Annotated in this window: 26 protein-coding genes, 1 tRNA gene and 4 pseudogenes; 22 read left to right on the forward strand and 9 right to left on the reverse strand. The window is 46.8% G+C overall.

The window, feature by feature from the left end; translation table 11 throughout:
* The first annotated feature begins 37 nt into the window (after nucleotides 1-37).
* Nucleotides 38-1,657 (forward strand): methyl-accepting chemotaxis protein, encoded by a 1,620-nt coding sequence (locus BZG20_RS10860; protein WP_077578996.1) that lies wholly within the window; start codon nucleotides 38-40, stop codon nucleotides 1,655-1,657.
* Nucleotides 1,658-1,740: 83 nt separating this feature from the next.
* Here the strand turns inward: BZG20_RS10860 and BZG20_RS10865 are convergent, their stop codons facing one another.
* Nucleotides 1,741-2,211, reverse strand: coding sequence for a hypothetical protein (locus BZG20_RS10865; RefSeq protein WP_077578997.1), 471 nt, complete (start codon nucleotides 2,209-2,211; stop codon nucleotides 1,741-1,743).
* 293 nt (nucleotides 2,212-2,504) lie between these two features.
* On the opposite strand from BZG20_RS10865, the gene BZG20_RS10870 reads away from it, so the two are divergent.
* The 5 genes from BZG20_RS10870 to BZG20_RS10890 all read left to right on the forward strand — a co-directional run bounded on the left by BZG20_RS10870 (nucleotide 2,505) and on the right by BZG20_RS10890 (nucleotide 7,401).
* The gene (locus BZG20_RS10870) at nucleotides 2,505-3,545 is read left to right on the forward strand and encodes a substrate-binding domain-containing protein (RefSeq protein WP_046075217.1); all 1,041 of its coding nucleotides are present in this window, start codon (nucleotides 2,505-2,507) and stop codon (nucleotides 3,543-3,545) included.
* A gap of 66 nt (nucleotides 3,546-3,611) precedes the next feature.
* Nucleotides 3,612-4,994, forward strand: coding sequence for a phosphate ABC transporter permease subunit PstC (pstC, locus tag BZG20_RS10875; protein ID WP_046075216.1), 1,383 nt, complete (start codon nucleotides 3,612-3,614; stop codon nucleotides 4,992-4,994).
* Nucleotides 4,987-6,291 (forward strand): phosphate ABC transporter permease PstA, encoded by a 1,305-nt coding sequence (pstA, locus tag BZG20_RS10880; protein WP_077578998.1) that lies wholly within the window; start codon nucleotides 4,987-4,989, stop codon nucleotides 6,289-6,291. The genes pstC and pstA overlap by 8 nt, the downstream gene beginning before the upstream one ends.
* 133 nt (nucleotides 6,292-6,424) lie before the next feature.
* On the forward strand, nucleotides 6,425-7,177 hold the full coding sequence (gene pstB, locus BZG20_RS10885; protein WP_241828133.1) for a phosphate ABC transporter ATP-binding protein PstB: 753 nt from the start codon (nucleotides 6,425-6,427) through the stop codon (nucleotides 7,175-7,177).
* Nucleotides 7,178-7,310: 133 nt separating this feature from the next.
* Nucleotides 7,311-7,401, forward strand: a tRNA-Ser gene (locus BZG20_RS10890).
* Nucleotides 7,402-7,596: 195 nt separating this feature from the next.
* Here the strand turns inward: BZG20_RS10890 and BZG20_RS16250 are convergent.
* Together BZG20_RS16250 and BZG20_RS16255 are read right to left on the reverse strand one after the other, a co-directional pair.
* Nucleotides 7,597-7,770: pseudogene (locus tag BZG20_RS16250) on the reverse strand (tyrosine-type recombinase/integrase); the annotation flags it as partial.
* A 46-nt stretch (nucleotides 7,771-7,816) separates the two neighbouring features.
* Nucleotides 7,817-7,966, reverse strand: a complete 150-nt coding sequence (locus BZG20_RS16255) for a phage integrase N-terminal SAM-like domain-containing protein (RefSeq protein ID WP_077579000.1) — start codon at nucleotides 7,964-7,966, stop codon at nucleotides 7,817-7,819.
* A 367-nt stretch (nucleotides 7,967-8,333) separates the two neighbouring features.
* On the opposite strand from BZG20_RS16255, the gene BZG20_RS10905 reads away from it, so the two are divergent.
* From BZG20_RS10905 to BZG20_RS10935, 7 genes are all read left to right on the forward strand, one after another.
* Nucleotides 8,334-8,726 carry a hypothetical protein gene (locus BZG20_RS10905; RefSeq protein ID WP_077579001.1) on the forward strand — a complete coding sequence of 131 codons (393 nt, stop codon included), beginning with the start codon at nucleotides 8,334-8,336 and terminating at the stop codon, nucleotides 8,724-8,726.
* A 98-nt stretch (nucleotides 8,727-8,824) separates the two neighbouring features.
* Nucleotides 8,825-9,712: a hypothetical protein gene (locus BZG20_RS10910; protein WP_077579002.1), complete on the forward strand. Its 888-nt coding sequence runs from the start codon at nucleotides 8,825-8,827 to the stop codon at nucleotides 9,710-9,712.
* A 73-nt stretch (nucleotides 9,713-9,785) separates the two neighbouring features.
* Nucleotides 9,786-10,118 (forward strand): hypothetical protein, encoded by a 333-nt coding sequence (locus BZG20_RS10915; RefSeq protein ID WP_077579003.1) that lies wholly within the window; start codon nucleotides 9,786-9,788, stop codon nucleotides 10,116-10,118.
* A 91-nt stretch (nucleotides 10,119-10,209) separates the two neighbouring features.
* Entirely contained in the window at nucleotides 10,210-10,644 is a 435-nt protein-coding gene (locus BZG20_RS10920; RefSeq protein ID WP_077579004.1) for a GNAT family N-acetyltransferase, read from the forward strand.
* 291 nt (nucleotides 10,645-10,935) lie between these two features.
* Nucleotides 10,936-11,703, forward strand: a complete 768-nt coding sequence (locus BZG20_RS10925; RefSeq protein WP_077579005.1) for an FRG domain-containing protein — start codon at nucleotides 10,936-10,938, stop codon at nucleotides 11,701-11,703.
* Between the two features lie 110 nt (nucleotides 11,704-11,813).
* The gene (locus BZG20_RS10930) at nucleotides 11,814-12,971 is read left to right on the forward strand and encodes an ATP-binding protein (RefSeq protein ID WP_077579006.1); all 1,158 of its coding nucleotides are present in this window, start codon (nucleotides 11,814-11,816) and stop codon (nucleotides 12,969-12,971) included.
* A 95-nt stretch (nucleotides 12,972-13,066) separates the two neighbouring features.
* The gene (locus BZG20_RS10935; protein ID WP_077579007.1) at nucleotides 13,067-13,498 is read left to right on the forward strand and encodes a hypothetical protein; all 432 of its coding nucleotides are present in this window, start codon (nucleotides 13,067-13,069) and stop codon (nucleotides 13,496-13,498) included.
* A 55-nt stretch (nucleotides 13,499-13,553) separates the two neighbouring features.
* Here BZG20_RS10935 and BZG20_RS15925 read toward each other — a convergent pair.
* Nucleotides 13,554-13,670 (reverse strand): annotated as a pseudogene (locus BZG20_RS15925) (IS110 family transposase); the annotation flags it as partial.
* Nucleotides 13,671-13,677: 7 nt separating this feature from the next.
* Nucleotides 13,678-13,794, reverse strand: a pseudogene (locus tag BZG20_RS15930) (IS110 family transposase); the annotation flags it as partial.
* 105 nt (nucleotides 13,795-13,899) lie between these two features.
* Here BZG20_RS15930 and BZG20_RS10945 point away from each other — a divergent pair.
* The 7 genes and pseudogenes from BZG20_RS10945 to BZG20_RS16185 all read left to right on the forward strand — a co-directional run.
* Nucleotides 13,900-15,033 (forward strand): hypothetical protein, encoded by a 1,134-nt coding sequence (locus BZG20_RS10945; RefSeq protein ID WP_077579009.1) that lies wholly within the window; start codon nucleotides 13,900-13,902, stop codon nucleotides 15,031-15,033.
* A gap of 70 nt (nucleotides 15,034-15,103) precedes the next feature.
* Entirely contained in the window at nucleotides 15,104-15,739 is a 636-nt protein-coding gene (locus tag BZG20_RS10950) for a hypothetical protein (RefSeq protein WP_077579010.1), read from the forward strand.
* Between the two features lie 102 nt (nucleotides 15,740-15,841).
* On the forward strand, nucleotides 15,842-16,888 hold the full coding sequence (locus BZG20_RS10955; RefSeq protein WP_077579011.1) for a restriction endonuclease: 1,047 nt from the start codon (nucleotides 15,842-15,844) through the stop codon (nucleotides 16,886-16,888).
* Between the two features lie 123 nt (nucleotides 16,889-17,011).
* Nucleotides 17,012-17,524: a methylated-DNA--[protein]-cysteine S-methyltransferase gene (locus BZG20_RS10960; RefSeq protein WP_077579012.1), complete on the forward strand. Its 513-nt coding sequence runs from the start codon at nucleotides 17,012-17,014 to the stop codon at nucleotides 17,522-17,524.
* Between the two features lie 17 nt (nucleotides 17,525-17,541).
* A complete protein-coding gene (locus tag BZG20_RS10965) occupies nucleotides 17,542-17,760 on the forward strand; it encodes a DUF6500 family protein (protein ID WP_077579013.1) in 219 nt (72 codons plus the stop codon).
* A 175-nt stretch (nucleotides 17,761-17,935) separates the two neighbouring features.
* On the forward strand, nucleotides 17,936-19,288 hold the full coding sequence (gene yegD, locus BZG20_RS10970; RefSeq protein WP_077579014.1) for a molecular chaperone: 1,353 nt from the start codon (nucleotides 17,936-17,938) through the stop codon (nucleotides 19,286-19,288).
* A gap of 9 nt (nucleotides 19,289-19,297) precedes the next feature.
* Nucleotides 19,298-19,519: pseudogene (locus BZG20_RS16185) on the forward strand (hypothetical protein); the annotation flags it as partial.
* A gap of 43 nt (nucleotides 19,520-19,562) precedes the next feature.
* On the opposite strand, the gene BZG20_RS10980 reads toward BZG20_RS16185, so the two are convergent.
* The 4 genes from BZG20_RS10980 to BZG20_RS10995 form a co-directional block, all read right to left on the reverse strand.
* On the reverse strand, nucleotides 19,563-21,344 hold the full coding sequence (locus tag BZG20_RS10980; RefSeq protein ID WP_077579015.1) for an EAL domain-containing protein: 1,782 nt from the start codon (nucleotides 21,342-21,344) through the stop codon (nucleotides 19,563-19,565).
* A 2-nt stretch (nucleotides 21,345-21,346) separates the two neighbouring features.
* Complete coding sequence (locus BZG20_RS10985) at nucleotides 21,347-21,724, reverse strand: hypothetical protein (RefSeq protein WP_077579016.1); 378 nt, start codon at nucleotides 21,722-21,724, stop codon at nucleotides 21,347-21,349.
* 16 nt (nucleotides 21,725-21,740) lie between these two features.
* Nucleotides 21,741-23,120: an ATPase domain-containing protein gene (locus tag BZG20_RS10990; protein ID WP_077579017.1), complete on the reverse strand. Its 1,380-nt coding sequence runs from the start codon at nucleotides 23,118-23,120 to the stop codon at nucleotides 21,741-21,743.
* A 259-nt stretch (nucleotides 23,121-23,379) separates the two neighbouring features.
* A complete protein-coding gene (locus BZG20_RS10995) occupies nucleotides 23,380-23,763 on the reverse strand; it encodes a hypothetical protein (protein ID WP_077579018.1) in 384 nt (127 codons plus the stop codon).
* 239 nt (nucleotides 23,764-24,002) lie between these two features.
* On the opposite strand from BZG20_RS10995, the gene BZG20_RS11000 reads away from it, so the two are divergent.
* Together BZG20_RS11000 and def are read left to right on the forward strand one after the other, a co-directional pair.
* Nucleotides 24,003-24,767, forward strand: coding sequence for an N-acetyltransferase (locus BZG20_RS11000; RefSeq protein WP_077579019.1), 765 nt, complete (start codon nucleotides 24,003-24,005; stop codon nucleotides 24,765-24,767).
* A 21-nt stretch (nucleotides 24,768-24,788) separates the two neighbouring features.
* Nucleotides 24,789-25,286: a peptide deformylase gene (gene def, locus BZG20_RS11005; protein WP_077576509.1), complete on the forward strand. Its 498-nt coding sequence runs from the start codon at nucleotides 24,789-24,791 to the stop codon at nucleotides 25,284-25,286.
* Nucleotides 25,287-25,297 lie beyond the last annotated feature (11 nt).

Raw genomic sequence — 25,297 nt, forward strand, 5'->3', positions numbered from 1 at the left:
TAATTTAATAATGAGATTTAGGGCAGCGGGGTAACCAATGACGATCATACAGTATTTACGCGTGGTGTTTCTTGCACTCGGCATTGCGGTCGCGGCGAGTGGGTCGTATCTATTTAGCGAGATAAACACCGTCAAGGCACAGTTTAATGATGTGGTAGAGCGTAATGTTCGCCTGCTTAGCACCGTATCTGACCTTCGCTATTTTACCGTCACTTATCGCCGCTTCGCACTCGATTACGGTTTAACCGATGACAAACAAGAGCATCGCGATATTCTGGTGAAAATTGAGCGCAACGATCAAGAAGTCGGTGAAGCGCTCGACAAAATGAAGGCATTAACGGTCAGTGATAGCAATACAGAGGCGGTAGACACCATCGAGACACGCCTCAACAATTACCGCGACATGCAAAACGATTACATTTCGCTTATCGATAATGGCCGACTGGACGATGCGCGCCGCAAAATGCTGGGCCCTATGCTGGCACCGTTTGACCAGATAGTTGCCAACTTGGCCACGCTGCAAGAGACGTTGGAAGATCAAGCCAACGCTATTAAGACGCGAGAATCGGAAAAAATTGAGCGACTAATCTATATCGGTATTGCTGTGATTGTTGCACTGATTGTGCTGATGGCGGGTGTGGCGTTATTGCTACAACAGCGCATACGTGGGCCGCTGGCGCAGCTGGTTACCCAAATGCAACGGGTGGAAAGTGGTGACCTTACCCAACGTTTGGATCTTAACGCTTTTAACCGCGACGAGCTGGGGCAAGCCGCTAATACCTTTGCGCAAATGCAAGAAAGCATTACCGCGTTGATTGGGTCTTTAGTGAAAGGCACCCAGCGCTTACAAACAGTGAGTGATGAACTGTCGACCCAGGTCAGTCATACCGTGAACAGTGTTGAGCAACAGCGTGGGGAGCTGTCACAGCTTGCCAGTGCGATGACGCAAATGGAGTCGACCTTTGGGGAAGTGGCGAGCAATACGGTGAATGCCGCGGAGCACACTGATAAGACGCGTGAATACGCGGAGCAAGGTCGGCAGACCTTTGAACAATCTTACCAGCAAAGCGTGGCGGCAAAAGACCAAGTTAATGAAGCATCGCAAGTGATTGAGGCGTTAACCGAAGACAGCGAAAATATTGGTAAAGTCTCGGAAGTGATTAGCACCATCGCCGAGCAAACCAACTTGCTCGCGCTCAACGCAGCCATTGAAGCTGCTCGCGCGGGCGAAGCGGGTCGAGGTTTTGCGGTCGTGGCTGATGAAGTGCGTGGATTGGCGACCAAAACCCAATCATCGACCGATGAGATCAATCAAATCATTGAAGGGCTGCAAACGAAAGCGCGTCAAGCCTACAAAGTGATGAGCGATAGCCAAACGTTGACGCAAAAAGGGCTGGACGATGCCAAACGGGCGGCAGAAGCGATTGACACCATTAATGATGCGACGCAGCAGGTATCAGAAATGACAGGCGCGATTGCTACCGCGACCGAAGAGCAAACCACGGCAGCGGCCGACTTGAACCAAAATGTGTCAGCGATTCACCGGGCAGCGGAATCACTTGCCGAGACGGCGGAGCAAACCCGTCAAGCGTACGAACGGTTGGAAAAAGAAAACGCCAGTATCAAAGAGCAAGCGGAAGCCTTTAGGCTCGGATGATGTGCACTAAGCACGAGGCACTAAACAAAAAAAGTGCGCCCACGCGGCGCACTTTTTTATTACCTTGGCAATGTCTGTCAGCGTTAGCGAAATAAGTACAAAGACAAAAAATAGTTAATGTTTTGATTGATCGTTCGGAGCACGGCGGTCAAGCCTGCCTCGCTATGCTCAGTCACATCCCAGGGTACAAATTTTCCATAATCAGGTAATGGTAATCCGGACTGCACGGCAGCGGGGTTCATCGCAACCAGATAATCAACATACGTCAATCTCAGCTCGGCCAGCGGGGACGGCGTGATCCCTGACGTTGAGAGTTGAAACTGAATTAACGCTTTTGACGCTTGCGCAGTATGCATAGTGCTGGATGTATGTGCGCAGTGGACATCAAAAAAACTGCTGGCTTTGTTTACCATCACCGCGGCGGCCATCAAAGAGGCACCGTGCTTACCATCGCATAAAAACAAAACGACCGGCTTACTCGGCACGGTATCGCCATGCATCGGTGTCTCGTCGGCACGCGCGTTTAACGAGACATTATCTTTGGCATCTATCATTGCCTTTACTCATCAAAAAAGGTGGAGGACGGGGCGTTCGATGGTGCATCGAGTCTACGCGCGTCAGTCCTTGGTGAGTCTATCCTAGCCCGCCATACGCACAGCGCCAGCGTGGTAAAAACAACTTTTGAATCTGTTACAAAAGCGCCGCACTGTCATCAAACCTTCATGATTGCATAAAGGAACTGTCACTTTGTGCTCTTAATGTGTCTCCCCGTTAACCGAGTTCTTCGTTATGTGTAGATAAATTGATTTGCACAGCACTAACTTAAATAATCGACTTGGAGGTTGATGTGAAACTTAAAGCTCTCTTTGCAGCTACTACAGTATCAATGGCCGTGCTGGCCTCAGGTAGCGCAACGGCCGCAAACCGTGATTACATTAGCATCGTTGGCTCTTCTACCGTTTACCCTTTTGCTACTGTAGTTGCTGAGCGCTTCGGTCGCACGTCGCAATACTCAGTACCCAAAATCGAATCTACCGGTTCAGGCGGCGGTCTTAAGCTGTTCTGTGCAGGTGTGGGTGAAAACACGCCAGATATCACTAACGCATCACGTAAAATCAAAAGCTCGGAAATCGACCGTTGTAAGTCAAACGGTGTTGACGACATTGTTGAAATCAAAATCGGTTATGACGGTATCGCGCTGGCAAACTCGAAAATGTCTCAGCAATATGACTTGAGCTTGAAAGAGATCTACACCGCGCTCGCTAAAACCGTGCCAGACGGCAACGGCAACTTTATCGACAACCCAAATGAAACGTGGAAAGACGTGAACCCATCACTGCCTAACACCAAAATTGAGGTGCTAGGTCCACCACCAACATCAGGGACGCGTGACGCTTTTGTTGAGCTAGCCATGGAAGCGGGCTGTGCCGAGTACCCAGAAGTGGCGGCGCTTGAAGACAGCAACGAAGACAAATTCAAAGCGATTTGTCACGGCATGCGTGAAGATGGCGCTTTCATCGAAGCGGGTGAGAACGACAACCTTATCGTGCAAAAGCTTGAAGCAAACCCAGACGCACTTGGCATCTTCGGTTACAGCTTCCTAGAGCAAAACGCTGACAAGGTACAAGGCTCAAAAATCGCGGGTGTTGAACCAACGTTTGACGCGATTGGTAGCGGTGACTACCCCGTATCACGTTCACTGTACTTCTACGTGAAAAAAGCACACGAAGACGTGATCCCAGGTCTAAAAGACTACGTGACCGCATTCACTGCTGAAGATGCTATCGGCAACATGGGTTACCTGGCTGACCGTGGCCTTATCCCACTCGACAACAGTGAATGGAAACAAGTACGCAGCGCCGCAGTTGACCTAAAACCAAACCTGTAAGCGCAGTGTGAACACGAAAAGGTGGCACACATGAGGTGCCACCTTTGTGCGTGTTCAGGAGGAACAATGACAACACCCATGCTGATGACCGTAATTGCTGTAATTGCAATTTCAGGCTTTTTTATTGCTCGAGCACGTTCAATTAAGCTCGCCGATACGGCTGGCGGATTGAGTAAGCTTCATTCTCGTCCTAATTATTACGGCTCTTATGTTGCGATTCTCGCGGCTATTCCGGCACTGGTTCTCTTATTGTTGTGGCAAGCGGTAGAACCCAACTTGATCCACAGTTTGGTGATGGCACAGATATCTGATGCGTATGTTACGCAGTTCGGCAATGCCGACTTGCTATACAGTCAGATTGGAAACGTCGCTCGTGGCATCACCCAAACTGACGATGCTGTCTTGTTGGCAGCGGCTGACCACTATCAAATGCTGAACCAACTGGGAACGACATTGCGTTTCACCGCAATGACATCGCTCGCGTTAGCGGGTTTGGCTTTTGGCTGGCGCTCTCTGCGATTACGTCTTCGCGCTCGAAATCGCGTTGAAAATGTGATGCAGGCGTTTTTGCTGCTTTGCTCAACACTCGCGATTTTAACCACACTGGGCATTGTGCTCTCGGTGCTGTTTGAGGCGTTGCGCTTTTTCCAAATGATTCCGGTCACTGAGTTCATCTTTGGTACTGAGTGGTCGCCGCAAATTGCATTGCGCGCCGATCAGCAGGCGGCGAGTGGCTCATTTGGTGCGATTCCCTTGTTCACTGGCACCTTGATGATCTCGTTTATCGCCATGTGTATTGCGGCGCCAGTCGGGTTGATGAGTGCCATCTACTTGGCCGAATATGCATCGCCGCGTGTACGGGGTATCGTTAAACCGATTCTGGAAATCCTCGCCGGTATTCCGACGGTGGTTTATGGCTTCTTTGCCGCCTTGGTCGCCGCGCCGTTTATTCGTGATGTGGCACAGGCGATCGGCTTTAGCAGTGCCTCATCAGAGAGTGCTCTGGCTGCGGGCGCGGTAATGGGGATCATGATTATTCCTTTCGTTTCGTCATTGTCAGACGACGTGATCACCGCTGTCCCCCAATCGCTGCGTGATGGTTCGTTCGGACTGGGTGCCACCCCGTCAGAAACGGTTCGTAAAGTGGTTCTACCGGCTGCGTTACCCGGCATTGTGGGCGGCTTATTGCTGGCTGTCTCACGTGCAATCGGCGAAACCATGATTGTGGTGATGGCGGCGGGTCTGTCTGCGAATCTAACGGCCAATCCACTTGACTCAGTGACCACAGTGACGGTGCAAATTGTAACCTTACTCGTGGGTGACCAAGAATTTGATAGTCCAAAGACCTTGGCGGCGTTTGCTTTGGGTCTGACATTATTTGTTGTGACACTCGCACTTAACGTGATTGCGCTGAACATCGTGAAGAAATACCGGGAACAATATGACTGATAAAATCGAAAAAATGGCGCAAGAAAAGCGCGCAAGGGTAAGGGCAAGCTTAGCAAAGCGCCGCGGGAAAGAAGGACGTTTTCGTTTTTACGGAATGGGCTCTATTTTCCTTGCGTTTACCTTCTTGGTTTTATTGCTCGGCTCGATCGTCTCGCAAGGCTATACGGCTTTCTACACCACGGAAATTCGCTTGACCGTTGATTTAAGTGAAGAAAACCTAGGGATTGAAGGCAAGCCATTAAATGACGAAACCCTTAAATACTTGGGTTATCGCTCAGTGCTGGCGGGTGCCATTTTTGATGCCATGCCAGACGTGACGTCGCGTGGTGACAAACGTGAGCTGTTCCGTTTTCTGTCTAACGGCGCTGAGTATGACTTGCGTGACCGTGTGGCGGCCAACCCTGACTTGGTGGGGCAAGAGGTAGAAATTTGGGCACTCGCCGGCGATAACGTCAACCAATTTAATAAAGGCAATATCGATGGCAGCTTGCCGGAGTCTTATCGCCAGTTTAAGGACAAACACATTGGCTGGTTCAACCAGCTTAAAGAAGACGATCGTGTTCGTACCGTGTTTAACTCGCGCTTTTTCACCAATGGTGACAGCCGTGATGCTGAACTTGCTGGGATCTGGGGCGCGACCGTAGGCTCTTTCTATACGTTGCTGGTGACACTGGCATTAAGCTTCCCTATCGGGGTGGCAGCCGCGATTTACTTGGAAGAATTCGCACCACGTAATCGCATCACTGAGATTATTGAAATCAACATCAATAACCTGGCAGCGGTACCGTCGATCGTGTTTGGTTTGCTGGGCTTAGCCGTGTTCCTCAACTTTGCCGACCTACCGCGTTCAGCGCCGGTTGTTGGCGGCTTGGTACTGACGCTGATGACGTTGCCAACTATCATTATTTCGAGCCGTGCATCTATCAAAGCGGTGCCACCCTCGGTACGTGACGCCGCCTTGGGTGTCGGCGCATCGAAAATGCAAATGGTGATTCATCATGTGTTGCCATTAGCTATGCCTGGCATGCTAACCGGGACCATTATCGGTATGGCACAAGCGCTGGGTGAAACCGCGCCGTTACTGATGATTGGTATGGTGGCCTTTATTGTGGATATCCCTTCAGGGCCACTGGATGCTGCCACTGCGTTACCCGTTCAAATTTACTTATGGGCAGAGAACCCTGAAAAGGGCTTTGTCGAAAACACCTCTGGCGCAATCATGGTATTGCTGGCATTCCTCGCGCTTATGAATGCCTGTGCCGTGATTCTGCGTAAGCGTCTTGAGCGACGCTGGTAAGTCGGGAGAAATAACCATGACGACGACAACAATGAACAATGTAGCCATGACCGAAGAAGTAGTAGATGCCACGCCGCAAAATACCGCGGCACCGACTGAGACGTGTGGTGTACCTTTCGTAGAAAACCCACGCATGACTGCCCGTAATGTATTTGTGAACTACGAGAACGGCTCAAAATCAGCGATTACCGATGTCAGTCTAGATATTGGTGAAAAAGAAGTCTTGGCGATGATTGGCCCGTCAGGCTGTGGTAAATCCACCTTCTTGCGCTGCCTAAACCGCATGAACGATACCATTCCTGGTTGCCAAGTATCGGGTGATATTATTTTGGATGGCGAGGATATTTATCATCGCGACACCGAAATTGTTGAGCTTCGCTCGCAAGTGGGCATGGTATTCCAGCGTCCTAACCCGTTCCCGAAATCGGTTTACGATAACGTGGCATATGGCCCACGTATTCATGGCCTGGTTGACGGCAAAGATGAGTTAGATGGCCTGGTCGAGCAATCACTGACGCGGGCAGGGCTTTGGAACGAAGTGAAAGATCGCCTGGATCAGCCCGCAACAGGCCTATCAGGCGGCCAGCAGCAACGTCTGTGTATCGCACGTACCATTGCTGTCGCCCCTGAAGTGATCTTGATGGATGAGCCTTGCTCGGCGTTAGACCCCATTGCCACGGGTATCATTGAAGAGCTGATTGCCGATCTGAAGAAAAACTTCAGCATTGTGATCGTCACGCACTCGATGCAGCAAGCGGCACGTGTGTCTGATCGCACCGCTTACTTCCACCTTGGCGACTTGGTTGAAGTAAACAGCACACAAAAAGTCTTTAATGACCCTGAGCACAAACTGACCTCTGACTACATTAACGGTCGCTTTGGTTAAGCCGATATGGCGCTGACCCAGCGCCATTGGTTATAGAGCAGGGGCGTTTGCTGATTATTTCAGCATTTAGCGATAAAAGTGCAAAAAGTCACTTTACATCAGCCACCTCTGCTCATACTATACGACCCGTTCCGGAGAGATGGCTGAGTGGTTGAAAGCACCGGTCTTGAAAACCGGCAAGGGTTAATAGCCCTTCTAGGGTTCAAATCCCTATCTCTCCGCCACATACCGAAAGCCGCTGCTCAGTCAGCGGCTTTTTTGCATTTATTGTCCCGCAAACTCCCAAACCCTGACCTCACCAACATTTTAGGCGTTTGTGCCTAAACAGCTATTCTGCACTTTGGTATTCTAACCCTTTATATTTCTGCCTCTTACATGGCATTTTTGGACGCCGCTAACCAACGGCGGTAGCGTGGGTGTTAAAGCAAATCCATTGGGCTTGTCGTGCCCGCAAATTGTTGCCCGATCACATGGGTATAGATCTGCGTGGTAGAGAGGTCGGTATGGCCCAATAAGGTTTGAATGGTGCGAATATCGTAACCCGCCAAAAGCATCTGTGTGGCAAAGCTATGACGAAACGTATGACAGGTAACGTGGTTATGGGTGATGCCGACCTTTTGCACCGCACGGTTTAAGGCTTTACGCAATCTTACCTAGCGGTTGGTTTAAAAACTGGTTGTAAAGAAAGGCTAGTGCATTGAGAGCTACCTTTTGTGTGTTCGTTGAAACTTGCTGCGCATTCGCCAAATAAGACAGAAACGTTTTTACATCCTCGTCGCCTAATCTCATGCTGAAGGCTTGCCATAAACGGGCTTTTGGTCATGATCCTTTCCCTCCATCTAAGACTGTATATTCATACAGCCTATCGGTAAGGAAACCCAAATAGTGTGCGCACTTTTTCGAGACACATTCACATTATCGCCGAAAGGGAAAATATTAGTGTAGTATAATCAAAGGGTTAAAAATTATCCTTTGAGGATAGTGTGAACGCCTTGTCCGAGATAGGCGGCGTGCACACTTTCGCAGACAAGGTGATTGCTTCAAGCGTTAAAAATGTGTTTAATCATAAGTAGTTAGATGAAAAAAGGCGCGTATAACGGTTTTGGAAAATCGAGCGCGCGCACTAATACAATGTTAGAAGCCAAAGGAGCCGTAAATGGGATTTTCCAATATAAAAACCATAGTTGTCTCTCTGCTGGCTATATCATTGGTTGCGTGCGCATCTGGATCGGCAATCGTAACTGGAACTAAAAGAACGCCCGTGGAACCAAACCAGGTTAAACTGTACTTAGAGACACCTGCTAAGTTTGAGGTCATAGGCATTGTAAATGCGTCAAGCGATGCCGGATGGACCGAACAAGGTTCAGTGGATTACGCTGTACAAGAACTCAAAAATCAAGCGGCAAAGCTTGGTGCAAATGGAGTGTTATTGGGCGCTACTGGTGAGAGCACATCTACAGTTGTAGGTGGTTATGGAACGGGCTATATGTATGCGATACCAGTTACAGCTAAGACTGTTTCAGGTAAAGCTATATATGTCAGTGAATAAGACTTCTAACAAAGCCATCAAATTCGCTCCCATTGGTCGCCGGACGCTCGCAAGCTCGCGCCGTTTATGGCGGCGTTAGCTGAAAGAAGGAATCAGTAGTGGAAACCTACTCTGTGGATATTAAAAAAGATGAAGAAGGTTACTTGGGTAGAGAGTGCCCCGAGTGTGAAAAGTACTTCAAGATAAAGCCGGGTACTGGTATTCCTGATTTCTCCGATTGTTATTGCCCCTATTGCCAACATCTTGGGCCGCAAGACCATTTTTGGACAAAACAGCAGATTGAGTATGCGCAGTCAGTTGTTCTAAACAAGGTTTCTGGCGATCTTCTCAAAACGATGAAGAAGATGGAGAGAAAACCAAAAAGAAATCAGTTTATTTCCATTGGAATAACCGTAAAGGGAAAGCCAACTCCCATTACCTACTACTCTGAAGAAGAACTTGAAGAAAAAGTCGAATGCAAAAACTGCACCCTGCAGTACGCTATCTATGGTGCATTCGGTTACTGTCCCGATTGTGCTGAGCACAACTCCCAACAGATAGCCGAGGCAAACTTTGATCTGGTCAATAAAATACTCGACCTGGCTAAAGAGTCACCATCAGATATAAGAAGTAAGCTAATTGAAAACGGGTTAGAGGACTGCATTTCGGTATTTGATGGGTTTGCACGAGAGCGTTGTCGTGACCGATACCCTAAGCTGTCCTTTCAGAATATTTACGTAGCCAAGAAAAAGCTCGAAGAATCCGGAATTAACATCGCTGAAGGCCTCGATACCTCCGAATGGGAGTTCGTCGTAAATCAGTTTCAGAAGCGTCACCTTCTCGCGCATAAGATGGGTGTAGTTGATGAAGAATATATAAAGAAAACGGGCAGCCATCCAGAGCAGTTGGGGAAGAAGGTGTCGATCACTGAAAAAGATGTTGTGTCGTTGATAGGACACCTAAAAGTAATCGTCTCGAATCTTTCGAAACATGTGCAGCGCAGCTAACAAGCACAGGCATTGGGACAATTTTTCCGCTGCGCTCCAAATTTGCCCATGCTGTGGGCGTTAAGTGCACAATATGAATAATCCATTTACCAACATCGAGTTGAAGGTCTGGCCGGATTTCTTGCTCGCAATTTCAGGAGCGCTTCTCGTGGCCTCCGTTGTTGCTATGTTCGCTGGAAATGAGCTGGCACTTCGCTTGAGTTTGGGGTTTGGCGGCCTTGTGCTGTTTGGTATCGGGGGCAAGGCTGCGCACTATAAGTACAGAGACCCCTCTATTAAGGGGAATAGCAACGCTTGGTTTTCAGGTTGGCGGCATAGCTTCTTGGCTGATATTCTTGCGGCCTTAGGCATTGTGCTTGTTTGTTCGTCTGTTTGGTTAACTTATGGCTATTTCGTCAGCACTTAACAAGGCCAGGCACGGCGACGGCTTTTCCGTTGCGGCTTCGCCTCCACTACAAAGCCACGCGTGCTGGCAGCGTTATGTGCTTAGAGGAAAAATGGCATTGATTAGAGAAATGGATATCTCAGATTACTCTCAAGTTATTGAGTTATGGTCTGAAACAGAAGCTATGTTGCTACGTGATGCAGACTCTAGAGAAAACATAGGCAAATACTTAGAACGCAACCCCAATCTCAGCTTTGTCGCTGTAGATGGTGACACTATTGTAGGTGCAATTTTAGTGGGTACAGACGGTCGTCGAGGTTACGTGCAACATTTGACTGTAAACTCGAATTGTCGAGGCAAAGGAATTGGTGCCAAACTAATATCTTCAGCGGTCGATGCATTATCTAAAGTTGGTATAGCTAAAACTCACTTATTTGTCGCCAATGAAAACCTGAATGCTCAATATTTCTATGAAAAACTAGGTTGGTTTCCACGTGATGAAGTGCGTATGTTTTCTTTTAACTCGTCGTGCAGTGGTAATGTTTAGTACGCACATAACAAGGCCAGTCAAGGCGACGGCTTTTTCGTTCCGCCTACGGCTCCACTACAAAGCCGCGCATGCTGGCGGCGTTAGAAATGAAAATAAGTGAGTTCTCGCATGGATGTTGAGCAGTTTTGGAAACCCTTTGAAGTGACCATTGAATCGTTTGATGATTTGGTCGAGAAAATTAACTCAGTGATGAGGCACGCTGCGGACCGTGACGTAAAGTTCGCATGGCGTGGGCAGGTCAATGCTAGTTGGGCACTCCATAGCTCCTAATATAGAAGGCTGTGTTTGATGAAAAATAAAGTAGTCAACGAGGATGAGCTTGCGAGCACCGAGTCAGACATTTTGGTGGAACTACACCGTTGGGGACTTCATTCGTCTTCGACAACTGGGCGACTCTCAATACTCAATCAATTAGCTATGCTTCAGCATTACGGTTCGCCGACTCGATTAATCGACATTACATTCAATGCGTGGGTCGGAGCTTGGTTTGCCGTTGAGCAAAAATGGAGTAATGGCGAGGTCGTCGATGAAGATTCCGATGCGCGCCTGTTTGCTTTCGATGTGACCGACCGCTTAATTAACGAAAATGACCAATATCGAAGTTGGGAGGACGACTTAGGCCGTCCATGGAAGCTCGGTAAAGAGGGGGGCATTTCAAAAAAAGAATGGACCACGTCTGTATTCGCATGGAAACCAGCGAATTTGGATGCCCGCATTTCTGCCCAAAATGGCGGATTCCTATTTGGCGGGGTTGCGGCCTCAAACAAGCCAGATGGCCAACCATTCCAGTTCCCGAAGACACCAAACTTCAACAACGGTTGGTGGAAAATCAGCGAGGGGCGGCAAGCATGCTGCCTTGCAATGCGACCTCATGTCTTTGAGCCAAAGGCTGGCAAAGGTGCCAACAGTGGAGCTCTATACACATTTCGGATTAAAGCCAATGCGAAAAAAGACATTCGTCAAAGGCTAGAAAAAATGTTCGGGTACAGGCATTTGACCATTTACCCTGACTATACTGGGTTTGCGTCATTTGGCTTTCCGGATCTGAAAAGTTAATCCGGTACAGAGTCGCGGTATTTCTAACAATTGGCTGTTGTCGGACGCGCCTACGCTGGCACTTCGGCACGCCGCAAAGCCAGGCGTTACATGCCTAGCCCTGAGGCTATATGAAAGAGTTAATTGAGCAATTGGTAAAGCAAAAGCAGGAAGGTGATTGGTGGGACTTTAAAGCAGAGCACCACTCCAACCTACATGATCTACTTCATGATGTCTTGTGTTTGGCAAATATCATGTATGATGGAGACCGATTTATCATATTCGGTGTGAGTGATGATTATAAAATAATTGGTCTGAGCGAAAAGGATGTGCGGCATACGCAGGCTGATATTCTTAATTTCTTGAGAACCAAGAGCTTTGCATACCACAAAATACCAAATGTAAAGATGGACTCTGTTACAATTGATGGTAAAGAATTGGATATTCTTACCATAAGAAATGAGGATTTTAAGCCCTATTTCTTGACCAGAGATGAGGCCAAGAAAGGAACCATAGTCCGCGCCGGTACAATTTACTCCCGTATGGGTGATTCAAACACGCCAAAAGATGGAAGTGCCAATCCCTATGAAATTGAAGCGATGTGGCGTCAACGGTTCGGATTAGATAAAAAGGCATCTGAACGCTTTAATTATATTCTGGTCGATTATGAAAATTGGAAATATGATGGAATCAGTAAAGCATTCTATGATATTGATCCAGATTATACGATCGAGATAGGCGGCGAAGAATGCTCTGGCGGTAAGTTCTGGTGGGAAGAGGGATTGGTTGAAAAGCCGGATCGGTTTTACTATTACCTCAAGTATAAAGGCGTTGAGCTATATAAATTGTTGGTGGTGAGATTTAGAGATGAGAATCTTCAAATCCCGTTTCCAAACGTCGAGTTTATAACCCATCCAAGAAAGAATGATGGTTGTGAAACAGACGTTTATTGCGATTTGTTCTATTACGTCGAAAATTCAATAGAATACAGCTTGCTTAAGCACATAAGAGCGCTAGAGGTTTCTGAAATAACGAGCAAATCATTCTCCACTCCTATAGAGACCCAAATAAAACCTCCAATAATTAAATTGCCCTTTTTGATTTTCGATTCAGAAGATCGATTAAAATTAGCCAGCAAAATGTTAGTCGACCACTATGACGATTTTCTTAAAGAAAAAAGCAGATATGATGATATCAAACCATCAAGTGACGAAATGAAAGAACGATATACAACTGAACAGCTATTCACTGAGTGGGCGTACAATTACGTTCACAAAAACAGCATGTAACAAGCGCATCTTGACGGACTGGTTTTCCGCTACGCTCCAAACCAGCCGCAAGTGCGGGCGTTAAGCTGCTTATTGAAAATCTGAGGAAAGAATAAATGCCAGAAGATGTGAGGCGGAAGTTTATAGAAAGGATTGAGGATTTAAAGTCGCAAATATCATCGCGTTACAATATTTTAAATTTAGAGGCTATATGGCTGTTTGTTGCGACTCTAGGGTGTTGGAGTGTTGATCAGAAATATGTCCAAATGCTAGCCATTTTACTTGTATTGGTATTCTTTTCTGCAAAAGTTGCGAAGGACAAAAAATACGACACTACGTTTGCCAGAATGTTAAAGGATATCCGTAATGATATTGAAGGGTCTATATTGGAAGGTGACTCTAAAAAAGCAAGGCTTCACGAACTTGAAGAGATAAACAATAACTTACTCGGCATAAAGTCAATCTACAGGTCCACACCCATGTTTCTAATGGGGTATGCGTTTTGGGTGATCTCTGTGTTCGTGTTCGGATTCCGCTCATTTGGGTAAAGTAGCTTTACAAACGAGTATATCGTCAATCCTAAATTTTTGCGAGATTTTTATCCTATATCACGCCGTCTCTGAGCATCGAATTTAAGATCACTACCATCTTACGCACACAGGCAATAATGGCGATTTTTTTCGGCTTTCCGGCGGCGGCTAAATGGGTATGTGTCGCTTTTAACGTTTAATAACTTAACGCGTGAAACAGATTTATGGAGCATGACTTTTCCGTGGTCATCCAATGCGTGAAGAGAAAAGTGGTGCTTGGCGAGATCAACGCCACAAAAGAATTGAGTAGGCACGGTTACCTCCGGTATTAAAGGCCGCACCTAAGTGTGGCAGATTCTCAAGAGGGGGAATCCATGTTATTCGTTATGTGTCATACAAAATAGTTGAGGAGTACTCAAATGGATGTGTTTTCGAATATTTCGGGACTATCTGAAGATAAGTTACATGAAAAATTTAAGCTATTGAGAGATGAGCCATATTACGCTGGAGCTAGAAGAATAATTGAAGAGTGGACACAGGACTTCCACGATAGGGATAATAAAATTGCTCTCGAATTCCAAACAACTTTTCATTCATCTTTTTGGGAATTTTATCTACACGCTGTTTTTAAAAAACTTGGACTGAATATAAATGAGAAATACACTAGACCAGATTTTATTATAGATGGTGAGCGAGAGTTTTATGTTGAAGCTGTTGTTTCTGAAATAAAGCAAGGAGGAACTCCTGAATCAGAGAGGTCGCCAGATGACACATTAAGTATGCTTGAGCCGATTCAAACTGACAAAGAGTTCTCACTACTAATAGATGAAGCTATTGTGAGACACTCGAACTCAATATATTCGAAACTAAAAAAATATACTGGATAYAAAAATAAGAAAGGGAAATGGATCGATGGATATAAAAGTTGTGAGTGGATAAACGACTCGAAGCCTTATATTGTCGCATTATCTTCCTACGATCAGATCCAGTATGGAAAAGAATACATTTACTCAATGTTTGCATTATTGTACGGCTTATATTACTCACCTGAAAGAGAGCAGTATGAGAAAAGAAATTATGTTAAAAAACCAAATACCGACTCCAACATACAAATTGGTATTTTCAACACGGAGGAAACGAAGGATATATCAGCGATTATATTTACCAATGTACTAACACTGGGGAAACTATCTTCACTAAGTAAGTCTACAGGACATGATCTAGCTCATGTGCTTAATGTAAGATATGACAGAGAAGCACCACATTATAAAATTCATGAGGTTAGCTCTGATCATCCAGAAGATTTACTCGATGGTTTATATGTGTTTCATAATCCAAATGCGAAGATTAAATTTGAATGTGAAGAAATAAAATCCAATCATCTTGTTGAGTTTTCACTCGATAGTATCGGTATAGGGATGGAAGGAGGAAGAGCTCCTATTGTCGCAAGGTACTGTTCTCCAACAGGCCATATCCTACGTGATCTTCTAATGTCTACCGCTGCCAGTAATTACAATAAAACAATTGCTTATGACTTAATTAAAGCGGATTAAAACACATAACAAAAAATTACAGCGGACAGCCTTCGGCAGCCGCTGAATTTGGCGTTAGGGGAGAAGTTTCATGCATGATTTTTTGCCGCCAATATATATCAATGTGAGCGGTCCCTTGACTGAGTTCTTGGAGGGAATGGCGGAGATCGCTGAAAAATCCGGACAGTTTGACGTGGAAGTTGAACATGACGCGATGGGTATCGATAGTTTTAGTGTAAGCAATCTCCGAGTGTTGAAGTCAAAGCAACACAAGGGGCTAGGTGGCCAACTAATCATCCAGCCAGACGCAACAAAAGAAGTAGCCGTTGAAATCAGAGCCGACCGCTGGAGTCCTCAAGATCCTCCTACTTACGAAACATATGTCGCAGAAGCAAAGGCCCTGATTGGCCCTTTGCTCTCCGAGTACAATAGAGCTACAGGAAACCGTTATCGCATCACGATTCCGGCGAAGGGTAAGCTTGAACCAAAACTTCCACCTCAAAGCCAGAAGCTGTTCAAGCGCTTTACGAACCTTGCAAATAGAACCGGCTTGCATCCTCTGGACTGGCGGCGGTTTTACGAATTTGTGAGAGATAGCCGTATGCGCAAGCCACTTTCGGAGGAAGATATGGTTTTCTTGCTTAACAAAGAGGGTTTTCCTGAAGAATATGCACGTGAGATTGCAGAGATTTATACCCACCTTCGCAACTTTAAGCAGCTTGTGTGAATCCCCTAACAATCGCAGGCACGGCGACGGCTTTTCCATTGCGGCTTCGCCTTCATTCCAAAGCCGCGCATGCTGCGGGCGTGAGTTACTAGAGGATAATAAATGGCAAAAGTAGCCCAAATTCGTGGCGCAATGCTGGAAGAAGCGGTTTTGTACTTACTTAAAAAAGTCGGATACAAGATTGTAAGACAACCGTTAGATTCGGTAGATAGCTCCGATTTACAAGTAAATAGTTCTGGCTTAGAAGTGCAAGGTAGAGGAGCATGGCACCAAATAGATGCGCTAGCTGAACAAGAGCAAACCCCTGCATTCATGTTTCCATTAAGGCTCTTGGTTGAGGCTAAGTGCTACCCCAACCAAAGAGTGGGAATTCCAGTTGTTAGAAACTCTGTAGGTGTTCTTAAAGATATCGCTGAAAACTATTTTACTAAACATCGTGATGCTTCGACAGCATCAGCAATTCGTTTCAATTATCAATCAGCAATTTTCAGTGTATCGGGCTATACAAAGCCTGCGATAGATTATGCAGTAGCACATCAGATATTTCTTATTGAATACAGAGGAATACCAGTCATTCAGCCGGTTATTGAAGCTATTGAGTCTCTTGATGAAAGTGCTTTAAAAAATGCAGGCACTCGAGACCTATCAGAAGTTAGATCTAGATTTAGGGACATCCTTGAAGACCGATATCCAGATGACTATCTCAGTACTCACTTTACAGAATATGGAATTGCCTCCATTCAAAATGTATCGGAACATTTGAACGATATTGGGGGGTCATATTTCGGTATGTTGCAAGGTCGCTGGCCTTTGCATTTATTAACAGAAGAGCCTTTACCTCCACATGTATTCGAAGACGATATAGTTTATTGTAGATTGCGAGGGGAGCGAGATGGACATTGGCGTTTTACTCCTGTCATTTATGAACCGGGTCAACCTGGATGGTTTGAGCTTCAATTCTTTTTACCTATCGAGTTGGCTGAGAAAATGCGGTCTACGTGGGGTAATCGTGAACTAATTGCTCGTACAAAGTCTCAAAATTTTTCGTTTATTTCCCTATCAGGTTTTATTGGCGGAATTTGGCGCAATGTAAAAATTCAGCTTGATGAGCGTTGGTTAGAGCGTTATTTACGTCAAAATCGTAACTAACAAGCAATTTGAAAGTGACTCTGGACTTGATCCTTTTCACTGGACACGAAGAAAATATTATAAAAAGTAGAGTATTGTTCATTCTTACGTATTCAATGGATAAGTCATTCAAAAGAGAACATAATGCATACAATAAATATCCAGTATTATAAACATCCTTATGCCGAATTTATCCTTGGTTCGTATCAAGATAAGCTTTGCTTGTGTGACTTCCGATATCGCAAGATGAGAAGGGCCGTTGATGAGCGCATTAAACGGATTCTTAACGCTGAGTTTGTAGAAAAGAGCAATGATGTTTTAGCCGCTACTCGCGCTCAGCTCGAGGAATATTTTTTGGGTGAGCGAAAAACTTTCGATCTGCCTTTACTCTTGGCGGGTACCGATTTTCAACGGTCGGTATGGAATGCATTAAGCAACATTCAGTACGGTGACAGGGCGACGTACCAAGAGCTGGCAGTATCGATTGGTAATGAAGCCGCAGTGCGCGCGGTTGGCAATGCTAATGGCGCAAATGCGTTGGCGATCATCATTCCTTGTCACAGGGTTATCGGCACCCAAGGGGAGCTCATTGGCTATGGTGGCGGTTTGTCACTGAAAAAGCGCCTTTTAGAACTAGAGCAGAACTTATTCATTTAAGGATAAAGTAGGGGCGTATGAGAGCGGAGCTGAGAGCGAAAATCCTGGCAGTGTGTGAGCAAAAAATCAAAGCGAAAGGCGAGAATGTTGGCGTGTCATTTTATGCGTTCTTCAAAAACAAAAATGACGACCCGGAGCAGTTGATGGAAGCTGCAACATGGTGGATACAGACCCATCAGTTAGATCATTTTGTTAAGGCACGAGTTATCAAAGAGATGATCAATAATAATTTATGACGGCTGCGGAAATCATGGCCTATTTTGCCGACAAGGTGTAATTCAGGTTCACAAGGATGGCACTGGGTAGCGGGGCACAGGCCCAGACAGCCAGACTGGCTTCGTCGCTCTGATGTTAGAAATCCCGCGACGGTTGAGGTAGCATTGCCGACTTTTTCTGCGGTGAGAGGCATTTATGTATATCGGCTTTGACTATGGTACAGCCAATTGTTCGGTGGCAAAGATTGAAAATGGTCAGCCGACGCTGTTACGCCTAGAAGGAGATAGCACGTTTATTCCTTCCTCCCTTGCCGCACCTATGCGCGAATCGGTGTCTGAGTATCTGTTTCGTCATCGGGGCATCAAGCCGCTAGATACGATTGGCGAGCAGATGTTGCGCCGCGCGATCCATGTAAATCGAGAGGAAAGTATTGAACTTGAGGCGGAGGACATGGCGTTTGGTCAAGCGGCGCTCGACCGCTATCTCGATGATCCGCGCGATATGTACTACGTGAAATCGCCTAAATCTTTCCTTGGCGCATCAGGTTTACGTGATGCCCAATTGCGCTTTTTTGAAGACCTAGTATGCGCAATGATGGACAACATCAAAACTCAAGCCGAACACCAAACCCAACAGAGTATTCATGATGCGGTGATCGGTCGGCCTATCAATTTTCAAGGCCGTGGGGGCGAGACGGCAAACCGCCAAGCTGAAGGAATTTTGCTCAATGCGGCTAAGCGGGCAGGCTTTAAACAGATTGAATTTCAGTTTGAACCGGTCGCTGCCGGTCTGGACTATGAAGCGACACTGAGCGAAGACCAAATTGTTCTAGTGGTCGATATCGGTGGAGGGACCACAGACTGTTCCTTAATTGAAATGGGGCCATCATGGCGCGGTAGTCGCGATCGCAGTGCAAGTTTATTAGCGCATAAAGGCCAGCGTATTGGCGGCAATGACTTAGATATTGCGTTGGCATTCAAACAAATGATGTTCCCGTTTGGGATGGGCAGCAAAATGGAATCTGGCATTGAGATGCCGATTACGCAGTTTTCCAACCCTATCGCGATTAACAACGTGCAAGCGCAAAACGATTTCTATGCGTTTGAAAATTTGGCCGTGCTCAAAGGGCTGCACAAGCAAGCGCAAGAGCCACATAAACTGGCCCGTTTGCTTGAGGTCTATCACGAGTCGCTGGGTTACAACATTGTCCGTCGTGCGGAAGAGGCAAAGATTGCGTTGTCGGATCAAGCCGCTTACCGAGCGGGTATTAAGCTGTTCTCCGAGCGCGTGGACGTTGATGTATCGCGCGATGACATGATTGATGCGATTGAAGCGCCCAAACGTAAGATGACCGCCTTAGTTCACGATGTGGTCGCGCAGGCCGATGTAAAGCCTGACGTGATTTTTATGACAGGCGGCTCGGCACGCTCGCCCTTCTTGCGGGAAGCTGTACAAGCAGAGCTACCGAACATTCCTGTGGTGAGTGGCGACTACTTTGGCTCAGTCACCGCAGGCTTAGCGCGTTGGGCGGAAGTTTGTTTTAAGTAAGCCTAATGGCCGTTTCGGCTCTCAACGCCCTTTATCGTTTTGTTTGATAAGGCAGGAATCATTCCAGCGCGAGTGACGGATGAGCCAGCCCCTAAGCACGAGCATTTTCCCGTCTATACAAGCGGTGATGAAGGGCTGATTTGGGAGCTGTTTGATTGCATCAAATGGCTGAGCCGAGGACAATACGATTTAGCCAAAAGCTACTTGAAAAGGCTTGCTGAGCAACTGTAGCTGGGCGAGTACCTATGTCACAGGGCGGGGCGTCGTTTCTCACTCAAGACATTTGGCTTTGCCGTTGTTCTATTGGCTTAACGTTGGTTTGTTGTTGTAGCCACGCTATTAGCTGCTCTTCCGGCATGGGCTTGGCGTAATAAAAGCCTTGGGCAATGTTAACGCCTAAATTTTTCAAATAATTGGCTTGATCCGCGGTTTCGACACCTTCGGCAACGGTTTGTAGTTTGAATGTTTTGGCTAGCCAAATAATGCTTTCAGTGATCGCGATATCATTTTCGCTGGTTAAGATGCTGTTGATGAATGAGCGATCGATTTTAAGCGTAGAAATTGGCAACGTGTGCAGGTAACTCAACGAGGAGTAGCCCGTACCAAAGTCGTCGACAGCAATACTGAGGCCACGCTTACGTAGTTGGCTGAGTTTCTCAAGGTTCTTTGATTTAGAATGAAAGAACACGCCTTCTGTGATTTCTAGCTCTAAGTTGGGAGGAGGGATGTGATTCTTCTTTAAAATATCATCAATAAAGCTAACAAAGTCATCCTCTTCCACATCGCATGCCGTCACATTAACCGCCACGCGCTCAATGCATAATGCCTGCTCTTGCCAGCGTGCCATGGTTTCACATGCCTGAATGATCACCCATCTGTCAATTTGTGTAATGAGCCCCGTTTTCTCTGCTATTGGAATAAAGTCACCCGGTGAGACGAGGTTACCATTCGGTAACCGCCATCGCACCAAGGCCTCGACACTGATCACTTTACCCGTTGCAAAGTCTATTTGCGGTTGGTACCAAAGCTCAAATTGCTGTTTGGTGATGGCTTGTCGTAGCAATGTCTCAGTCCGAATATAGCGCAGCGCATCCTGTTGAAGTCGCTTTGAATAGAAGTGAGGGGTGTTGGGGGCCTTAGTGTTGATCGCGTTAATAGCTGCATCCAGTATACGGCGAGTATTGACAGCATCATCGGGGTAATGACTCACGCCGATAGCGATATCAAGATGAATCAGGTCATGCTCAATGCTAACAGGGACACTAAGGGCACTGATCAGTTGTTGGCAGACAGATAAAGTGTGATTCAAGCTGTTTTGGCCGGGTGGGTTAACCAAGCACCAAGTATCCGTCGTGAGGCGAAAGAGCTTATCATTATCGGTAATCGCGCTGACGGCTCGTTGAGAGCATATCACCGCCGCTTGATCGAGCCCGGAATGGCCGAATGACTTAAAAACCTGATCGAGATTAATGGAAAAAACAATCACGTAAACAGGTTGATTTAATACTGACGCCGAGAGGATGGTGTCGGTGACATGCTCTATACACCGCTGCTCGTTGGGGAGACCGGTCACCCTGTCATGGGTAGCAAGATAATAAAGCTTATCGCGTTGGCTAATAGCTAAAAAACGTGCTCTAAGCAGCATCACAACGCGTTCCATAAACTCTACTTTATCAACGGGCATGGTAATAAATTCATCCACCAGTGCCAGGTAAGGGCGAAGTTTGTGTTTGAGGTCGCGCTTAGAGAGCATGAGCATCACAGGTAAAAGTGTGGGCTCGCATCGGGTCTTTTTGTCTTGCAATGCGTCTTTATACTGCTCGAGAGAGGGGATATCGATGATCGCAAGGTCAAACTCGATATTGTCTATATCACTTGGATTTTCATAAATTCGGAAGTCGCTGCTCAGTTGTTCGCGCAGTAGTGCCAAGTTGTTGGGGTTATGGATAGCCAATAAAACGTTGGCACCCTGAATACGCTGTAATCCATCGTCTTTGCTTTCTGCTTTTTGCTCGGGGTTTACCATTATTGGTAAGGTTCTAACCGTACTGGTCATCGTTACTCCTCACCCGTGAAACCAGCAACGAGCTGCATCAAGGCCTTTTTGGCGACGGGTTTTTGCATGATACTAACTGCGCCATATTGGGAGGCTTGGCTGGCACTTGTCAGCATTTTCTGTGGTGAGAGAACAATAAACGCGGTGTTCATCTGTTGTAGCTTTTCGCATAATCGCCACACGTTGGCGCCAAATCCGCTGGTGTCGACCAGGGCAAGCTTTTTACCGCCAATCGCCGCTGCAGCCTGCATATCGGCTTCGCTATTCAAAGGTCGACAATGATAACCCGCTTCTTCAAGAGAATCGGCCAACACTTTTCGGTTACCCGATGATTTCACGCACAAAAAAACCGTTAATGACGCCGCGTTTTTATTCGTCACCTCGCTTACCTCTTGTTCAAACAGCTACGGCTTGCACTTTATCGGGGCCGATCAGGTACTGATGAGGCTTGCGATCAAAATCACTCAATCGTTTCTTCATCACCGAAATCTGTGAATGCGTGGTATCGTCCGCATAGTAAGACAGGGAAATAATCGTATCCGACAAGTAGCTGATGCCTTTTTCAGAAATGCTGTCTTCGCCGTAAAGCGCAAATGTCTCGTTCACCAGGATCACCGAGACATTGATTCTCGATAAACCTTTTGCGAGGGCATGCAAACGGTTTTGAATCGATTCCTCGCGCAAGGTCAGTTTAAAACCGGCTGTGCTATCAAGCACCACCAGGCGAGTGTTATTTTGAACAACATCCTTGTACACCTTGGCTGCAAACTCATCGGCTAAATATTGCAAAGGCTCGATCTGTTCGATGGTTAAACATCCTGCCTCCGCTTGGTGTTGCAGTGTGATGTTGAGTTGTCGTGCCCGGTGAAGGTATGAGGAGATTTCTTCCTCGAATAGGTAGATATTTACGTGACCTAGACTATGGCTATATTGCTCGGCAATACAGCTGCTTAAGGTCGACTTTCCAATGCCAGATGGGCCGGTGATCATCGTCACTGTCCCCATCTCTAGTCCACCGCCAAGCAGATTGTCGATAGATGCAATGCCCGTCGAGATGGGTTCAAATCGTCCTGGTACCAGTTCTTCGTTAGGAGGAAGTGGCCGTGGGAACACTTCAACCCCGTGAGCGCCATTGCGCATCTGATGACAGCCCTTCAAAAAATCAGACCCACGGAATTTTTCTACACAGAGTTCTTGCCCCATCGGGGTTTGACTCAGTGAGATCACGCCATCGGATAAAAAGCGTAAGTCGTCATCGGGCGAGGAGTCACTGTGTTCTGACGTGAACAAAACGGTGGCGCCACGTTCGGTGAGATAATGGATAAACGACAGTACCTCTTTACGATACTGAAAAACATCTGCGGTGAGAAAGCGCAAGTGGGTAAAGGAGTCGACAAAGACTCGAGTCGGTTTGAGTGTTTCCACCGTTTCGACGATGGCCTTGGTGACAGGCTCATGCTCTACGTCGTTGGAGGCGAATATGTCATAAGATTCGTTCTCCTTAAAAAACGTTTCGTCTGGCGCCAAGCTAAGAAAGGTGATGTTCGCAACGTCAATGCCAATCGCTGTCGCGTTGGTTTTGAGCTGATCCTCTGCCTCTTGAAAGCCAATAAACAAACTCTCGCCTTCTCGTGACGCCGCAGAGAGAAACTGTAAGCCTGTGGTTGTTTTACCTAAACCTGGCCCACCTCTCACCAATACCGCCGTTGAGGGGAGGAAGCCGCCATTCAAGACTTGATCCAGTCCAAGAATCCCTGAGGAGACTCTCTCTTTCATGTTGCTTCCCCCTATTATGCTTATTCGTATTAGGCCTAGCCTACCCAAAAGCACCTATAAAGATGCTTTTTAGGCATTACCGTCTAAAAAGGTAGTAGAGGTAAGAGCCACTGTCATGGCGGCTGTAAGAAAAAGCAGCATTCACGCCTCAAAACGCCTAGAATGCAGTACGCTGTGCGTTTGCTGCCGCAACACCTGTGGTGCAATGGAGAATCCTCATTAATAGGAACCCATCTTCGCGAACACTTCCGTATTTTTATTAGAAATCATGCACCAAGGTAGGGGTATTGGCGCGAAATAGCTTGGTCAGAACAGATTTATATTGCCAACCGAGTGTGAGCAATCGCCTCGCTAGGCAAAGGTTTTGGATGGTGGCGACTTCAATGCCGCGGTAGTGATGCGGATGCGCTTGAATATAATCGATAAACGCCGTCAGTACCCCTTGGCCGCGCACGCTGGGGGCAAATTGTAGCGAAACAATCGAGAATCGCTGACTACCGATCGGGCAGTGAACCAGGCAATAGCCGAGTGGGTGCTTGATAGCGGTGGAGAGCTCTGGAAAAGCGCGCGTTTGGTGACGTTGGGCTAATCGGTCATAGCCTTGGCATAGGTGGTCAAGTAATTGCCGAGCGTTATCATCCATCGATGTGTCTCTGGAGAGTCCGAAACGTAGCCACCATATTAGGGACTTTATATTTTCGAAAAACAGAAAGGTCCAAGCCACGTATTTGCCTCTTTTACTCGCGTTTTAGAGAGATAAAAATCAAGCTTGGCGATTAGGCTGTCATAAAATTGATGGCTTTGTGACCAAGTTGGAGTCATCACCGATGCGGTTACGGTAGGTTAAAGGTATACCATCAATACACCTGTGTGGAGGTGAATATGGCCTACCTAACCTTAACCCCAGAAACCTTGGATGATGCGCATATCTGCTGTGCGTTCTCGGATAAAAAGTGCCAAGCCAGCTACCAGGCGAAAAAGCAGTGGCTAAAGCAGGAGCATCAGCACGGATACCGTTTTCGCCGTTTGGATGAACGCGCCAAAGTCTTTATCGAATACGGCCCAGCAGAGACCACTTGGCAGCCTATACAAGCGGAGGGTTATCTGGCATTGGGTTGCTTTTGGGTCTCTGGGAAATACAAAGGACATGGACACGGCAAGCAACTGTTAGCTGACGCCATTGAAGCGGCTAAGCAGCAAAATAAGCAAGGCCTAGTCGCCGTGGTCGGTAAAAAGAAATACCACTTTATGAGTGATACAAAATGGTTAAAAGGCCAAGGCTTCAACGTGGCGGATGAAGCCCCTAATGGCTTTGTGCTGTTGTATTATCCGTTGAATGACGCGGCTGAAATACCGCAGTTTCGGGCATCCGTTCATACCGCTAAGGTATCAACCGAAGGGTGTGTGGCGTATTACTCCCATCGTTGTCCTTATGCGGAATACCATGTGCTGAACTCGTTACAACAAAGCTGTGCTCAGCGCGGTATCCCGCTTGAAGTGCATCATTTAGAGACATTGAGCCAAGCACAAGCATGTCCTTCACCGGCCACCATTTTCAGTTTGTATTATCAGGGTAAGTTTATCACCACCGATATCAGTGCCTGTATGGAGAGCCGCTTTGATAAGTTTATTCCTCCTCACCCTTAACCTGTGAAATAGATAGCCCGTATGTTAGAAATCATTACCGCGCCAGATCCAAGGCTGGCCATAAAAGCAGAGCCAGTCACGGATATTACCGCCGTACAGACGTTGATTGATGATATGCTTGAGACGTTGTATGCCACTGACAACGGTATTGGATTGGCTGCCACGCAAGTGGGTCGTAAAGAGGCGATTGTCGTCATCGATATTTCTGAACGCCGGGATGACCCTTTAGTGCTCATTAACCCGGTGGTTGTATCTGGCGTTGACAAAGCCATGGGTCAGGAGGGTTGTTTATCCGTGCCCGGCTATTATGCAGATGTCGAGCGATACTCGTCTGTTGTGGTGTCGGCCCTTGATCGCAATGGTCAATCGATCACGATAGAGCGCGATGATTTTCTTGCCATTGTTATGCAGCATGAAATCGACCACTTATCTGGAAACCTTTTTATCGATTATCTCTCGCCATTAAAACGACAAATGGCCTTAAAAAAGGTGAAGAAGTACTTAAAACAGAGCGCTTAGTAGAATCTTCA

Origin of the sequence: Salinivibrio sp. IB868 (genome assembly GCF_001995655.1) — a bacterium.
Lineage (GTDB): Bacteria > Pseudomonadota > Gammaproteobacteria > Enterobacterales > Vibrionaceae > Salinivibrio > Salinivibrio siamensis.

Bases quoted from the DNA above. Each gene is read 5' to 3' on its own strand.
- BZG20_RS11000 (WP_077579019.1), top strand. From the start codon at position 24,003: ATGGCCTACCTAACCTTAACCCCAGAAACCTTGGATGATGCGCATATC.
- BZG20_RS10935 (WP_077579007.1), top strand. From the start codon at position 13,067: ATGCCAGAAGATGTGAGGCGGAAGTTTATAGAAAGGATTGAGGATTTA.
- BZG20_RS10930 (WP_077579006.1), top strand. From the start codon at position 11,814: ATGAAAGAGTTAATTGAGCAATTGGTAAAGCAAAAGCAGGAAGGTGAT.
- BZG20_RS10915 (WP_077579003.1), top strand. From the start codon at position 9,786: ATGAATAATCCATTTACCAACATCGAGTTGAAGGTCTGGCCGGATTTC.
- pstB (WP_241828133.1), top strand. From the start codon at position 6,425: ATGACTGCCCGTAATGTATTTGTGAACTACGAGAACGGCTCAAAATCA.
- BZG20_RS10865 (WP_077578997.1), bottom strand. From the start codon at position 2,211: ATGATAGATGCCAAAGATAATGTCTCGTTAAACGCGCGTGCCGACGAG.
- def (WP_077576509.1), top strand. From the start codon at position 24,789: ATGTTAGAAATCATTACCGCGCCAGATCCAAGGCTGGCCATAAAAGCA.
- BZG20_RS10990 (WP_077579017.1), bottom strand. From the start codon at position 23,120: ATGAAAGAGAGAGTCTCCTCAGGGATTCTTGGACTGGATCAAGTCTTG.
- BZG20_RS10980 (WP_077579015.1), bottom strand. From the start codon at position 21,344: ATGACCAGTACGGTTAGAACCTTACCAATAATGGTAAACCCCGAGCAA.
- yegD (WP_077579014.1), top strand. From the start codon at position 17,936: ATGTATATCGGCTTTGACTATGGTACAGCCAATTGTTCGGTGGCAAAG.
- BZG20_RS10925 (WP_077579005.1), top strand. From the start codon at position 10,936: ATGAAAAATAAAGTAGTCAACGAGGATGAGCTTGCGAGCACCGAGTCA.
- pstC (WP_046075216.1), top strand. From the start codon at position 3,612: ATGACAACACCCATGCTGATGACCGTAATTGCTGTAATTGCAATTTCA.
- pstA (WP_077578998.1), top strand. From the start codon at position 4,987: ATGACTGATAAAATCGAAAAAATGGCGCAAGAAAAGCGCGCAAGGGTA.
- BZG20_RS10905 (WP_077579001.1), top strand. From the start codon at position 8,334: ATGGGATTTTCCAATATAAAAACCATAGTTGTCTCTCTGCTGGCTATA.
- BZG20_RS10950 (WP_077579010.1), top strand. From the start codon at position 15,104: ATGCATGATTTTTTGCCGCCAATATATATCAATGTGAGCGGTCCCTTG.
- BZG20_RS10995 (WP_077579018.1), bottom strand. From the start codon at position 23,763: ATGGATGATAACGCTCGGCAATTACTTGACCACCTATGCCAAGGCTAT.
- BZG20_RS10960 (WP_077579012.1), top strand. From the start codon at position 17,012: ATGCATACAATAAATATCCAGTATTATAAACATCCTTATGCCGAATTT.
- BZG20_RS10920 (WP_077579004.1), top strand. From the start codon at position 10,210: ATGGCATTGATTAGAGAAATGGATATCTCAGATTACTCTCAAGTTATT.
- BZG20_RS10965 (WP_077579013.1), top strand. From the start codon at position 17,542: ATGAGAGCGGAGCTGAGAGCGAAAATCCTGGCAGTGTGTGAGCAAAAA.
- BZG20_RS16255 (WP_077579000.1), bottom strand. From the start codon at position 7,966: ATGAGATTAGGCGACGAGGATGTAAAAACGTTTCTGTCTTATTTGGCG.
- BZG20_RS10955 (WP_077579011.1), top strand. From the start codon at position 15,842: ATGGCAAAAGTAGCCCAAATTCGTGGCGCAATGCTGGAAGAAGCGGTT.
- BZG20_RS10860 (WP_077578996.1), top strand. From the start codon at position 38: ATGACGATCATACAGTATTTACGCGTGGTGTTTCTTGCACTCGGCATT.